This window comes from Oceanirhabdus seepicola (genome assembly GCF_023684385.1).
In the GTDB taxonomy this organism is placed as follows: domain Bacteria; phylum Bacillota; class Clostridia; order Clostridiales; family Clostridiaceae; genus Oceanirhabdus; species Oceanirhabdus seepicola.
In genome coordinates this window covers 1,235,446-1,248,922 of record NZ_JAGSOJ010000002.1, presented here as the reverse complement: position 1 = coordinate 1,248,922, position 13,477 = coordinate 1,235,446, and the positions used below count along the sequence as shown (strand labels likewise).

At 30.9% G+C, this 13,477-nt stretch carries 13 protein-coding genes; 3 read left to right on the top strand and 10 right to left on the bottom strand.

Features of this window, described 5'->3' with window-relative positions; all coding sequences use genetic code 11:
- Window position 1: 1 nt before the first annotated feature.
- The 6 genes from KDK92_RS13165 to KDK92_RS13140 all read right to left on the bottom strand — a co-directional run bounded on the left by KDK92_RS13165 (window position 2) and on the right by KDK92_RS13140 (window position 6,401).
- Complete coding sequence (locus KDK92_RS13165; protein WP_250859770.1) at window positions 2-940, bottom strand: CobW family GTP-binding protein; 939 nt, start codon at window positions 938-940, stop codon at window positions 2-4.
- Between the two features lie 91 nt (window positions 941-1,031).
- Window positions 1,032-2,843 (bottom strand): ASKHA domain-containing protein, encoded by a 1,812-nt coding sequence (locus KDK92_RS13160; RefSeq protein ID WP_250859769.1) that lies wholly within the window; start codon window positions 2,841-2,843, stop codon window positions 1,032-1,034.
- Window positions 2,844-2,847: 4 nt separating this feature from the next.
- Window positions 2,848-3,888, bottom strand: coding sequence for a methylcobamide:CoM methyltransferase MtbA (locus tag KDK92_RS13155; RefSeq protein ID WP_250859768.1), 1,041 nt, complete (start codon window positions 3,886-3,888; stop codon window positions 2,848-2,850).
- A 23-nt stretch (window positions 3,889-3,911) separates the two neighbouring features.
- Window positions 3,912-4,574, bottom strand: coding sequence for a corrinoid protein (locus tag KDK92_RS13150; protein WP_250859767.1), 663 nt, complete (start codon window positions 4,572-4,574; stop codon window positions 3,912-3,914).
- 53 nt (window positions 4,575-4,627) lie between these two features.
- Window positions 4,628-5,704, bottom strand: a complete 1,077-nt coding sequence (locus KDK92_RS13145; protein ID WP_250859766.1) for a uroporphyrinogen decarboxylase family protein — start codon at window positions 5,702-5,704, stop codon at window positions 4,628-4,630.
- Between the two features lie 271 nt (window positions 5,705-5,975).
- The gene (locus KDK92_RS13140; RefSeq protein ID WP_250859765.1) at window positions 5,976-6,401 is read right to left on the bottom strand and encodes a putative ABC transporter permease; all 426 of its coding nucleotides are present in this window, start codon (window positions 6,399-6,401) and stop codon (window positions 5,976-5,978) included.
- Window positions 6,402-6,715: 314 nt separating this feature from the next.
- Between KDK92_RS13140 and KDK92_RS13135 the strand changes: the two genes are divergently transcribed.
- Window positions 6,716-7,582, top strand: a complete 867-nt coding sequence (locus KDK92_RS13135; RefSeq protein WP_250859764.1) for a class I SAM-dependent methyltransferase — start codon at window positions 6,716-6,718, stop codon at window positions 7,580-7,582.
- Window positions 7,583-7,684: 102 nt separating this feature from the next.
- Here KDK92_RS13135 and KDK92_RS13130 read toward each other — a convergent pair whose 3' ends face one another.
- The 3 genes from KDK92_RS13130 to KDK92_RS13120 form a co-directional block, all read right to left on the bottom strand.
- On the bottom strand, window positions 7,685-7,822 hold the full coding sequence (locus KDK92_RS13130; protein WP_250859763.1) for a FeoB-associated Cys-rich membrane protein: 138 nt from the start codon (window positions 7,820-7,822) through the stop codon (window positions 7,685-7,687).
- A complete protein-coding gene (feoB, locus tag KDK92_RS13125) occupies window positions 7,816-9,777 on the bottom strand; it encodes a ferrous iron transport protein B (protein WP_250859762.1) in 1,962 nt (653 codons plus the stop codon). Before feoB ends, KDK92_RS13130 begins: the two co-directional genes overlap by 7 nt.
- Before the next feature lie 134 nt (window positions 9,778-9,911).
- Window positions 9,912-10,160, bottom strand: coding sequence for a FeoA family protein (locus tag KDK92_RS13120; protein WP_250859761.1), 249 nt, complete (start codon window positions 10,158-10,160; stop codon window positions 9,912-9,914).
- A 255-nt stretch (window positions 10,161-10,415) separates the two neighbouring features.
- Between KDK92_RS13120 and KDK92_RS13115 the strand changes: the two genes are divergently transcribed.
- Window positions 10,416-11,279 carry a tRNA 2-thiocytidine biosynthesis TtcA family protein gene (locus KDK92_RS13115; protein ID WP_250859760.1) on the top strand — a complete coding sequence of 288 codons (864 nt, stop codon included), beginning with the start codon at window positions 10,416-10,418 and terminating at the stop codon, window positions 11,277-11,279.
- A gap of 252 nt (window positions 11,280-11,531) precedes the next feature.
- Window positions 11,532-12,266, top strand: a complete 735-nt coding sequence (locus KDK92_RS13110; RefSeq protein ID WP_250859759.1) for an HAD-IB family hydrolase — start codon at window positions 11,532-11,534, stop codon at window positions 12,264-12,266.
- 51 nt (window positions 12,267-12,317) lie between these two features.
- Here KDK92_RS13110 and bioB read toward each other — a convergent pair whose 3' ends face one another.
- Window positions 12,318-13,298, bottom strand: coding sequence for a biotin synthase BioB (bioB, locus tag KDK92_RS13105; RefSeq protein ID WP_250859758.1), 981 nt, complete (start codon window positions 13,296-13,298; stop codon window positions 12,318-12,320).
- Between the last annotated feature and the right edge of the window lie 179 nt (window positions 13,299-13,477).

Here is a 13,477-nt window from a genome sequence, read left to right as displayed (position 1 = left end):
GCTATTTCCACCTTTTAACTTTTCCAAGACGATTTTTAAATAGAAGCTTTATTCTACTTTTATCTAAGTCTTTGCCAATAATGCACATTCTACCATTACCCTCTATTTCACTATCTTCAATTACGTACTGACCATTCACATAATTAAATTCTAAATCCTGTTCAGCTCCTTTTAAAAAACCTTTTCCCCTTAACACCTTGCCATACAATGAATTCTTTAACTTAATCAATATTTTCTCTAATTCTTCCTCTGTGAATTCCCTTTCACTTTCTAGTGAAACATTATCTATTCCCTTCTTCAAATTATGCTGATTTTCTAAATGTAATATTTCATCTAAATCAAGCATTAAATCACCATTTAAGAACTCTTTAAAATCTTGATGTGATAAGTTATCCCAATTATCTTTGACAATAAAAGCTTTTTTATTTAACTCTCTTAAAGAACTAATACTATTTTTTATTTCATCATCATTTACAAATTGAGTTTTACTCAATATCAAAATGGATGCATTTGTTATCTGATCTTCAAAAAAATCTCCAAATCCATCGAGTTGCTCAAGATAATTAATACTGTCAATTACAGTTATAAGAGAATTTACAGAGCACTTCCCTTTTAGTTCTTGTTTATTTACTATATCAATTATTTCACTTAATAATCCTATTCCTGTTGGCTCTATAATTATACGCTCAGGTTTTAGCTGTTCAATAACAGTTGTGATTGTGTTAAAAAAGTCTATCTTCATACTGCAGCATATGCATCCAGTTGAAAGCTCAAGAACCTGAAATCCCTCTCTCTCAACAATTTCACCGTCTATTCCAATTTCACCAAATTCATTCTCTATTAATACAACCTTTTCATCTTCATGAGCTTTTAAAAGCTTCCTTATTAAAGTTGTCTTGCCTGCTCCCAGAAAGCCTGAAATAATATCTACTTTAGTCATATTTGCCACCACCACATTATTTATTTACCTTAGGTATATTCCAAAAATAAACTAATCATCTTACATGTACTTTTGTTCTTCTTTATATACCTTAATTAAAATTTAAACATTTAGTAAATAACTTGTCGTATCCTTCTTTAGTAGATAATTCAAAGTATTGTATTTTCTTAGCTACCTTCTCCATATCTTCTCGAACCTCTTTAGAGAGTAAACACATTAAGGCACCTGATTTAGATGAATTACCAATATATCTAATCTTCCCTCTTAAATCTGCTGGAATAATACCACTCCCAACTAAGCTATCCACACTTAGATGTTTTCCGAACTGCCCTGCAATAATTACTTCATTTAAATCCATCATATCTATTTCCAATAAATCTAATAATGCATAAAACCCTGATAATATAGCTCCTTTAGTTAACTGCACTTGACGAATATCTCCTTGAGTTATTGAAATTTCTTTTGTTTCTGATGAAATGCATATTTTTCTTTTTCTATCTTCTTCAATCAAATATTTACTTAAGTACTGTAATTGATCATTCTCTTCTATATCAGATTTCTTCTTTAAACGTCCTGTTTTTCCAACAAGCTTAGCTCTTACTATCTCTGATATACCTTCTAAAATTCCACTTCCACAAATTCCAACAGGCTCTTTATTTCCAATTACCTTTAGTCTTATTCCATCTTCATTAATTTTTATACCTTCAATAGCCCCTTCTGCAGCCCTCATACCACAGCTTATATTCATTCCTTCTAAAGCTGGTCCAGCAGCGCAAGAGCAAGATGATAATTCTCCACCCTTTGATAAAACAATTTCTCCATTTGTTCCTATATCAATAAATAGAACATTCTTATCAGTCTTATCTAGTTCAGAAACTACTGATCCCGCAACAATATCCGCACCAATATAACTAGATACTCCTGGCAAACAATATACTCTAGCAAAAAGTGATAATTTAATACCTATTGATGATGCTAAAAGTTTTTTCTGTCTTGAAAAAACAGTTGAATATGGTGACTTGCCTATTGAATTTGTATTAACACCTAAAAGTAAATGCATCATAGTGGCATTAGCAGCAATAGTCATTTCATAAATGTTATTAATATTTATACTGTTTTTGCTACATAATTCAGAAGTTAAGTTATTTAAACAATCAATAATTGAGTTTTGTAATAACTCTAATCCATTAGCTTTTGTTCTAGTAAAATCAATACGTGATAATACATCAAGACCATATTCTTTTTGAGGATTAATCTCACTTTCAGAAGATATTTCTTTTCCACTATTTAAATCAACTAAAGATGCTACAACAGTAGTGGTGCCAATATCAACAGCTATTCCATATAACTCACAACTGGTGTCCCCTGCTTCAACTCCAATAAACTTTTCCCCAGCATAGATAGCTGTAACTTCTTGATTTTCAAAAATCTCTGGTAAACTCCTTAATAACATATGATCATCTTCATATATTGCTATTTCAAGAGCTTCTTCTAAAAGCTCCTCATAAGAGAAATTCTTTTCCAAAGTAGGCTTAGTAAGTTTATGTACTCTCTTATTAATCACAGGATTGATATCAAACTCAGGCATATACCCCTCTGCTAATATTTTATGTTTAACATCCTTAGTATTTAATAATTCTACAGTTAAATCCCCTGTGGGTATTACTAAACAGCTTAAACGAATATCTCCTTCTAATTCTTCTTTATAAAGATGCTTAACCTCTTCCTCTGTTGGTTCATTTATTGACCCTTCAATAATTTTAATTTTACATTTTCCACATGTTCCGTTTCCTCCACATGGACTTTCCGCAAGAATACCATTATCTTGTAATATATTTAAAAGTGTATCTCCCACTTTAAATTCAATTTTTTTATCCTTAGAAATAATTTTTAAATAACTCATAACCTTATTTCCCCACATCTATACTTTGTGTATATTCTTTTGCTGCTTCAACTAAACTTTGAATATTTTCAAGTGAAGTTCTTGGTCCTATTCCACAAGCTGGAGATAAAATATTTATTCCATTATCTAAGCATGTTTTTGAAATATTTTTTAAGCTTTGAGCAGTATTGTTTTCTAGTGCTAGAGTACTTACATTACCCATTATAACTTTATTTGGTACATTCTCTACCACTTGTGAAGCACTAGTAATAGAATCAAAACTTATAGCATCACTCTCTAGCTCATTTAACTCTTTATAAATACTTTTTAGTCTTCCACAAATATGAATAATAATTCCAATTTCAGAATACTCTTTTAAAGAATTAATAATTTTGTTTAAATAAGGAACAGCAAACTCTCTAAACATTTTAGGTCCTAGAATTTCTCCTGTTCCACTAGGATCTGAAATAGTTAAAACATCTGCTCCTGCTTCTAATTGTGCTTTACCAAAAGCAATAAGATTTTCTGTAACAAAGTCCATAAATTCATGAGTTTCCTTTGGCTTTTTTCTTAACTCTTTATAATAATCCATAGGTTCCATTAATGAAGACGCCAAGCTCACAGGACCTGTTAAATTTGCTACTAAAGGAACATCTGAATTTCTTTCTTTTAATATTTTTATAGCATCTATAACTACTTTAGCTCTGCCTTCATTCACGTCTATATTTTTTAAATTTTTCCATTCTGAAACTGATTTCATAGGATACTCAGTAACTCTAGGTTCATTAACTTTAGTTCCCATAAACACTGACGCTCCCATAGACTCAGCTTCTACAGTCATACAAAATGGAACTCCAAAATTCTCAAATCCACCATTTTCATATATTCCTGCTGTTAAATCTACCATTAATTGTGCATCACTATGTGCTTCGGGCCATTTACTTTCTGTTATCTCCATTACATCCTCTACTATCATATTCATCATCCCTCCAGGGCATATACATGGCGGACGATCTACTTCTTTACCTTTTAATACTTTAAATAATCTTTCTTTTGGTGTAATCACAGTACCACCTCTTTTTTGAATAATTAGCATGCATGTAATTCTTTAGCTAACTCTTTAGCACGTTTAGCGGCTTTAGAAGCATCAGTAGTATACGCATCTGCTCCTATTCTTTCAGCAAAGCTGTTAGAAATAGGGCCTCCACCAACCATTACCTTGAATTTATCTCTTATATTTTCTTCTTCTAATATTTCAATAACCTCTTCCATACCATACATTGTTGTTGTCATAAGCGTAGATAAACATATAATATCAGCATCAATTTCTTTAGCCTTTTCTACAAAATCTTTAGGGGGAATATCTCTACCTAGATCAACTACTTCAAAGCCTTCTGTCTCCATCATAATTTTAACTAAATTTTTTCCTATATCGTGGGTATCTCCTTCAACAACACCTATAACTACCTTATGTTTTTTTTGACTTTTATCTGTCTTTAAATGTGGTTTAAGTATATCTAATCCAGAATACATAGCATCGGAACACATTAGAAGTTCTGGAATATAATATTCTTCCTCTTCATATAACTGTCCAGCTCTTTTCATTCCGTCAGCTAATCCCTTATCGATTCCTTCATATGCATCAAAATTATTTTTTATAAATTTATTTGCAATTTCTACTGTTTTGTCTTCATCCATATCAACAACAGCATCTGATAATTGTTGTAATAATTTTTCTTTTAAATCTTCCATTTTACTACCTTCCCATTTATATTTTGAGTAATTATTTTATTAAAATTATGAACTTATTTCAATTTATCGACATTTATAGGCCATCTACCGTATATTCTTGCCGCATCCATAAGCGCTATTATTTTATCTGGATCAGTTCCAATAGGCACATCACATCCAGTACTTAATACATATCCTTTAGGATTATCATGTGCTTTTCTTATACATTCCTTGGCTGCAGCATATATTTCTTCCCTTGACCCTCTCATTATTATTTCAACTGGATCTACATTTCCTATTAAACAAACTTTATCTCCAAATTGCTCTTTTAGCTCACCTATATCGTCAATATTATCTAAGCTTAAATTTCCTATACCTATATCCACCATATCAGCCCATATTTTCTTTGTTCTACCACAAATATGTAATGTAGTTCCGCTTCCTCTTCTTTGAATAATTCTATCCATACACTTTTTTAAATAAGGCTTAACGAATTCTCTAAATCTCTTAGCACTAATCATAGTACATGATGCAATAGGCTCTGCTATACTGACACTTAACCCCAAATCACATACAGCATCAATGTATCTTATAACACTCTCAGTTGAAATTTCAAGAAGACGATGTGCCATTTCTGGATTTTTACTCATATCCTTTAAGAAATTTTCTGTTCCTCTTAAAAATGCTGCAGTAGTAAAAGGACCTCCCATGGAACTTCCTACGTACACTTCATTTCCTATTCTTTCATTAGTTGTTTTAAGCCCTTCAAGAAAATAGGAAATCCTCCCATCCTTATATGGGTCTATTGGTCTTAACTTCTCAATCTCACTATAATCCTTGATAGCTATTTTACTAATAAATGGTGTATTGTTTTCTGGAAAACCAATTTCACATCCCATTGCCTCTGGTATACCTTGTAATCCAGGTCCTATACCAATACTATCAGGTCTGAACATTTGAAAGCTTCCAATAGCTGTATCTATTATTGCTTGTATTGAATGATTATGCGCTGCAATTGAATGACCAAAAATAGGAGCACAACTTTCTCCTAAAAATGGACTACAAGGAATTCTATCAATATCTTTTCCTTCAGCAAATGCATCCATCCTCTCTTTAGGAGTCATTTCATCTGGTTTTATTATTTCAAACATCACTTTTCCCGCCTCTTTGAGTATTAATTCAATTAATTAAAAATATTTAGTATTTACATTTCACCATGCTACATTTTATAATATAGACCTTCATATTACAAATTTTGTTTTTTAATGGATTACAGTTAACCTATAGATAATATCTATACAATAAATTAATTGTATAAATAACTATCAATAAGTGTTCTCATCATAATCACTTTTCTAAGCAAATATCAAATATATAAATTGAAAGATAAGGACAAAATAAAAAAGCCACAATTAGTAGCTTTTATGAGACTGTATCCTTCTTAAAATTAATAGACTTCAAAATATCATGAAGTTTTTCAAATAATAATCCACCGATAAACCAAACAGGTGCGAAATCCAGCCTTATTACCCCACAAACTGAAAGCGAACTACCTGCATAATCCCATGGACATGCTCCTAATATACCACTTAGAATTAATCCAGTGAGAAATTCTACTAAAAATACTAATACTGTGTATATACCTCCCCTAATGATTAAAGGGAATTTTCTTATTCTATTATGAATAGGCTCTAAAAAAATCATAAGTCCATAGATAGGGAACATCCACATAGATGTCCATCCTACCAATATTAGATTTCCTGCAATTAATGAACGAACACCATTCCATATAATCTCTGCACACCAACCTACTAAACCATATATTATAAATCTCGTATATTTATTCATGTATATATTTTTTACTTGTTTTCCTAAAATATTTATAAATTCTAAAAAAATTACTACTTAACCCGAACTCTTTTTCATAAGTATGCTACGATTCACTGTAACAATAGACTTAATACGTTAAAATTTATTAACTACATCAGATATTACCCATCAGATACCTACACCAAAATGTCAACTTAATTATGTTGGTTAGAAATTTAGATACTTATCCTAACTTTTAGAATTCAAATACAATAATTATCATGTCATCTGATTTTTTTTCATAATATGTATTGATATCTTGTATTAGTAAAATGAAAAAGGAGGAAGGATATTTGTTATTAAATGAACATTTAACAAAAACATGCCCTATATGTTCTTCAAAAAAATTAACTATCTTTAATAAATACAATAAATTCACATTATTAGAATGTGAAGAATGCAAATTAATTTTTCAAGATGATTTAAATAATATAAATGTTTCGAACTTACTTTCTGAAATTTATGATGATACTTGGATAGCTATGCGTGATCGTTGTTCACAAACTACATTTATTGAAAATGCAATTTTCTTTAATATGCTGGTTGAAATATTCACTGAGAAAAAAGGTGATTTGCTTGAAATAGGTGCAGGAACAGGCGAATTTCTCCATTTGGCAAAGGAAGCTGGTTGGAATGTAACAGGAATTGACCCAGTTGAAAATTCATGCAAATACGCACATGCTAAATTCAACTTAAATATTATTAATGATATTTGGAGGCCTGATTTATTTGAAAGCAACAAATTATTTGATGTAATTGTAATATGGCATGTATTAGAACATATACCTAACCCCATAGATTTCATAAGTCAAATTTCAAGATTACTAACACCAAAGGGCCTACTGTTTATTTGTATACCAAACAATAAATCATTTACAAATAAACTTGGTAAACATAATTCTCCACTTTATACCGAAAGTGACCATCTTTTTCATTACTCCAAAAATAATTTATCAACACTAATAGAAAAAGTTAATCTTGATGTAGTATCAATTTTTTCACGACAAGCCAAATATAGATTAGACTCTGACATGTTTTTAAATAGAGATTATCCTAAATATTTAAATCTTAATTTTGACCAATCAATGGCTTTAATTGCAAATCTTCAATCTTCATTTGAGGGCCATGAATTATATTGCATTGTGAAAAAGAGAATATAATTTATTAATGAAATTTTCAATTTCATTAATAATAAAAAAACCTTCATACTAATAATCTTAACCGATTATTAGTATGAAGGTTAAATTTACATGTGTTAATTATTATTTATGACACTTGCTCTTTTTAGAACAGCCACTGCAGCCACCACATTTATTATTTTTCATATCATTATGAGCTTTCTTAAAAGCAAATATTATGATGCCAGTGAAAATAACTCCTACAATTATATTTGCTAACATTCTACGTCAACTCCTAGGTTTTGACGTTTTGCATCTGCTTTCTTAATTGTAAAAACAAGATAAGTTACTACTGCTATAGTTATTATTATCGCTGGAACAAAACCTACTGCTGGAGTACCATATACTATTAATGAACCGATTTGAGTTATTAACATAGCAAGTACATATCCAACACCAAACTGGAAAGCAATCCCTTTAAAGAACCACTTTTTAGAACCCATTTCTGAGTTCATAGCTCCCATAGCTGCGAAGCAAGGTGGTGTAAATAAATTAAATGCTAGGAAAGCAAATGCTGTTACCGGATTAAAGAACTCTGTTAAAGTTCCCCCTGGTAAATGTAATGCTTCTTCTGATGTTACAGCTAAAAGTACTGCAAAAGTAGCAACAACATTTTCTTTAGCAATAAATCCTGTTATTGCTGCTGCTGCAAGTTGCCAACCTACAAATCCTAGTGGGATTAAAATAGGGGCAATAATTCTTCCTAATGAAGCAAGAATACTTAAACTTTGATCATCTACCGGTTGTAATCCCCAGCTATATGCTTGCGCAAACCAAACTAACGTATTACATACAAGTATGATTGTTGTTGCTTTATAAATAAACCCTTTTGCTTTATCAAACATTTGAACTAATGCATGTGATAAACTCGGTATTTTATACTCTGGAAGCTCCAAAATAAATGATGATGTGTTCTCCCAAACAAAAATTTTCTTTAATAAAAGCCCTCCAATTACAATCATTACGATTGCAATAATATACATACTAGGTCCAACCCATGTTGCATCAGGGAAGAATACTGCTGCAAATAAAGCAATTATTGGAAGTTTAGCTCCACAAGGTACAAATGGAGTAAGAATTGTAGTCATTCTCTTCTCATTTATATCTTCAATTGTTCTTGTTGCCATAACCCCTGGAATAGCACATCCAGAACCTACTATCATAGGTATAATAGACTTACCAGATAGTCCAATTTTCTTAAAGAACCTGTCCATTACCACAGCAACTCTCGCCATATATCCACAGTCTTCAAGAAGTGATAAACAGAAGAATAATACCATGATTAAAGGTAAGAAACCAATAACAGCTCCCACACCACCAATTGCACCATCTACAATAAGAGCTTGTAATAGCGGACTAACTCCTAATCCTTCAAAGAAACTATTTGCTGCATTTGGTACTATCTCCCCAAACAATACATCATTAAAATATCCAGATAAAAATCCACCAAGTCCTTCAATAGAGAATGAGAACACTGCCCACATTATAGCGAAGAATATTGGTAATCCCAACCATTTATGTGCTACAATTCTATCTACTTTATCAGAAAAAGTAACCTTACTTGCATCTTTTTTCTTAACTAGGCACTTATTAATAATACCATCAACGAATTTTTGTCTGGCTACATCCGAATCCTTAGAGTCAATTCCTTTAAAAATAGGTGCTATTTGCCCTTTCTTTTCTTTACCTGTTTTAACAACTTCATTAATCAACTGTGCTAAACCGGCTTCTGATGTTGCAGTAGTAGGAATAACCTTACAGTTCAACGCTTTACTCAATGCTTGCGTATCAAGAATATCTCCTCTTCTAGATACTACATCACTTTTGTTAAGAGCAATAACAACCGGAATACCTAATTCTAGAAGTTGAGTTGTGAAAAACAAACTTCTACTAATATTTGCACCATCAACAATATTTATTATTACATCTGGCTTTTCTTCTAAAACGAAGTCTCTAGTGATTGCTTCTTCCCCAGTGAATGGAGATATAGAGTACGCACCTGGAAGGTCAACTATTGTAATTTCTTCCCCTTTAACACTATACTTCTTTTTAAGATCTGCTACTTTTTTTTCTACAGTAACACCAGCCCAGTTTCCAACTTTCTCTGTCTTACCTGTTATCGCATTAAATAATGTGGTTTTTCCTGAATTAGGATTACCTGCTAATGCTATTTTCATTGTAAATCCCCCTGTTCATAATAAATATTTCAATGACATTGATAACCATTATCAGCGAATTGCTAAATATAATATGCTATGTGTAATAGCATATAAATAAAATAATATTTAATATATAATAAGATTATCTAAAACTATGCGTCTAGCACAATTGTTTTAGCCATATTTTCATCAATTGCATACCTACTATCTTTAATATTAATTACAAAGTTACCTGCTAGTTTCGAAATAAGAGTTACTTCTTCTCCTTCAAAGCATCCTAAAGTAAAAAGAAATTTCTTTGTCTTTTCTTTACCTTCAACACTTTTAATATTAAAAGTCTGTCCTATCTTCGCCTTCGATAATAACATAGAATTATTTCTTTTAGCTTTTGAAAATAACATAATATCACCCTATTTCAAATTTATTTAAGAACTATTATCATCTTCTATTGATAAATATTATCAGTCCTTATTGATAAAGATTATCATATTCAGAATAACTTGTCAATAGCTTTCCAGGAAATATATTAAAAAAACTCTATAAATGAATAATCTTAAATATTTTTTACTTCTACTATATATAATTTTTGAGGTTATTATTTCATGAAGACAAAAGAAAAAAATATTGTTATAATATAAACTTGGAGAGGTGATAATATGAGTAATTTAGCGGGGAGCGGATGTGAAGTACTGATCCCTTTTAGCGAAAGAAAACCATTGAAAGAGATTGAAAGAAGCCTGATTAAAAAATATAGAAAAGAAATATGGACAAAATTCATTAAAGCCATTAAAGATTATGACATGATTCAAGATGGAGATAAGATTGCTGTTACCGTATCAGGTGGTAAGGATAGTCTTCTTTTAGCAAAATGTTTTCAGGAATTAAGAAGACATGGGCAAGTTAATTTCGAACTTGAATTTATAGCTATGGATCCTGGCTTCAACGAAAGTAACAGAGAATTATTAATTAGCAACTGCGAATATTTAGATATTCCTGTAACTATATTCAAAGCTGATATTTTTAATATTGTTGATACTATAGCCAAAGATTACCCTTGCTATATGTGTGCTAGAATGAGAAGAGGCGCATTATATGCAAAAGCAGAAGAGCTTGGTTGTAACAAGATGGCTCTTGGGCATCATTTTAACGATGTTATTGAAACTACTATGTTAAATGTCCTTTATTCAGGAAACTTCAAAACAATGATGCCTAAATTAAAATCTACAAACTTTAATGATATGGAACTTATAAGACCACTTTATTATATTGAAGAAGATAATATCAAGCGATTTACTCAGAATAATGGTTTATTTACAATGAACTGTGGATGTATAGTAGCAGCTGAAAAGACTTCAAGTAAAAGAAAAGAAATGAAGGATCTTATAGCAGAACTGAAGAAAACATTCAATGACGTTGATAAATCAATATTTAAATCAGCAACTAATGTTAATCTTGATGCTGTTCTTGGATACAAGACAGGTGGAGAAAAAATATCATTCATGGATAACTATGATGACTAAAATATTTTAAAATATAAGCTTGAGAAAATAGTGCCGAAAATGTGCATTTTTCTCAAGCTTTTTACATACCTCTTTAATTTACTTCTTCACGTTTTAATTTCAATTAAATATTATGATAATATATAGCCATTGAAATATAACAAAATATATAGTAAAATATTTTATTAATACAGAGATTAATTTATGGAAACTCTATACTTAAGATTATTTAATCTCAATGGTTGATATTGATCATTAAAAGGAGATGATAACATGCAAAAGAAGATCGCGGCGTTTTTCGATATTGATGGTACGCTATATAGAGAAGGATTAATAACGGAATTATTTAAAAAACTAATAAGAAGTGAAATAATTGAATCTGAACGATGGTATAAAGAAGTACGCCCTCACTATACAAAATGGGAAAAGAGAATTGGAAACTACGATCATTATCTTATAAAGATGGCAGAAATTTATGCTGAAGCTATAATCGGTCTTCACAGATCCCAGATAGATCATATAGCAAAGCTAATAATAAAACAAAAAGGTGATAAAGTTTACACTTATACACGAGATAAGATAAAGTGGCACAAAGACCAAGGCCATGTTATCATAACTATCTCAGGTAGCCCGCAAGAACTTGTTAAAGAGATGGCAACGAAATATAACTTCGATGATTATATTGGGTCTAACTATATACTTAATGAACAAGATGTTTATACTGGTGATATAAAGCCTATGTGGGATAGTGTTAATAAACAAAATGCTATAGATTTCTTCGTACAGAAATATGATATTGATCTTTCCCAAAGTTACGCTTATGGTGATACCACAGGTGACTACACTATGTTTAAATCAGTTGGATATCCCGTTGCTATAAATCCTACAAAAGAATTACTTAATAAAATTATTGAAAACGAACGAATCAAAAATAAATTACAAGTCATAGTTGAGAGAAAAGACGTCGTATATAAATTAAAACCACAATGTATTGATTTCATTATATAAAAAAAGGCCAGCGGCCTTTTTTTATATAATCAATAATCAGGGATATTTCTTTTAAATCTCCAATCCTGAGCAAGTTATCATATCTTTATCATTATCTACATTGCTTCCTACTGTAGTAAGATAATTTCCAGTAAGAGCAGCGTTAACTCCTCCTAAAAATCCTTTATGTTGTTTATCACCCAGTGTCATTCTTCCACCAGCATATCTTATATATGAATCTGGAATTACAAATCTAAAAAGCGCCATGGTCTTTAGTATCTCATTAGGTGATAGTACTAGATTATCTCCTAATGGAGTACCTTTAATAGGATTGAGAATGTTAAGAGGTACTGATTTTACACCTAATTCTCTGATCTCAAATGCCATCTTAACTCTATCTTCCCTTTTCTCTCCAAGTCCAAGTATTCCCCCACAACATAGATCAAGTCCTGCTTCTTTTATAGAATTGATAGTGCTTACTCTATCCTCATATGTATGGGTTGTACATATCTCTCCATAGTATCTCTCACTTGTCTCAACATTATGATGATACATGGATATTCCAGCCTCTTTCAATCTCATTGCCTGATCATAGTCTATAATCCCGTGAGATGCGCATAACTTAAGATTAGTATCTCTCTTAAGTCCTGAGTATATTTTAACTAAAGACTCGAGTTCTTCATCACTTTCAATTCCTCTTCCACTAGTAACAAGTGAAAATCTATGTATTCCTTGTGCTTGAACCTCTTTAGCTCTTTCCAAAACATCTTCATAATTTATTAGTGCATATTCACAAACATTGGTATTATAGTGTGCTGATTGCGCACAGTATTTACAATCCTCTGAACATCTACCAGATTTACCATTCATTATTGAGCAAAGGTCCGCTTTGTTCCCAGCAAATTTTTTTCTAATATCATTTGAACATTGAAGTAAAACCTCAATTGTATCCTCATCATTCTCTTCAATATTTATAATTTTAAAAGCTTCCTCTTCATTTATAACATATCCATCTAAAATTTTATCTCTTAATTCCTTGATAAATTTCTTCATAGAAAGCGCCACCTCAACCTTTCATAATTATATACGAAACTTTTAATCTTAGATTACACGATTCCTCCATTATTGTCAACCTTTCTTTATTTATGAGTTTACAATGTTATTTCATTTTTTTATTTTTCATTATTTGGTTTCTTAGTTTAATTATAAATTTACCCTTATATCTCTCTTTT

What these genes read in the sequence shown, in the direction of transcription:
- KDK92_RS13115 (WP_250859760.1), top strand. Translation starts at nt 10,416, where the DNA reads ATGAGTAATTTAGCGGGGAGCGGATGTGAAGTACTGATCCCTTTTAGC.
- KDK92_RS13130 (WP_250859763.1), bottom strand. Translation starts at nt 7,822, where the DNA reads ATGTTAGCAAATATAATTGTAGGAGTTATTTTCACTGGCATCATAATA.
- feoB (WP_250859762.1), bottom strand. Translation starts at nt 9,777, where the DNA reads ATGAAAATAGCATTAGCAGGTAATCCTAATTCAGGAAAAACCACATTA.
- KDK92_RS13160 (WP_250859769.1), bottom strand. Translation starts at nt 2,843, where the DNA reads ATGAGTTATTTAAAAATTATTTCTAAGGATAAAAAAATTGAATTTAAA.
- KDK92_RS13140 (WP_250859765.1), bottom strand. Translation starts at nt 6,401, where the DNA reads ATGAATAAATATACGAGATTTATAATATATGGTTTAGTAGGTTGGTGT.
- KDK92_RS13120 (WP_250859761.1), bottom strand. Translation starts at nt 10,160, where the DNA reads ATGTTATTTTCAAAAGCTAAAAGAAATAATTCTATGTTATTATCGAAG.
- KDK92_RS13150 (WP_250859767.1), bottom strand. Translation starts at nt 4,574, where the DNA reads ATGGAAGATTTAAAAGAAAAATTATTACAACAATTATCAGATGCTGTT.
- KDK92_RS13165 (WP_250859770.1), bottom strand. Translation starts at nt 940, where the DNA reads ATGACTAAAGTAGATATTATTTCAGGCTTTCTGGGAGCAGGCAAGACA.
- KDK92_RS13145 (WP_250859766.1), bottom strand. Translation starts at nt 5,704, where the DNA reads ATGTTTGAAATAATAAAACCAGATGAAATGACTCCTAAAGAGAGGATG.
- KDK92_RS13110 (WP_250859759.1), top strand. Translation starts at nt 11,532, where the DNA reads ATGCAAAAGAAGATCGCGGCGTTTTTCGATATTGATGGTACGCTATAT.
- bioB (WP_250859758.1), bottom strand. Translation starts at nt 13,298, where the DNA reads ATGAAGAAATTTATCAAGGAATTAAGAGATAAAATTTTAGATGGATAT.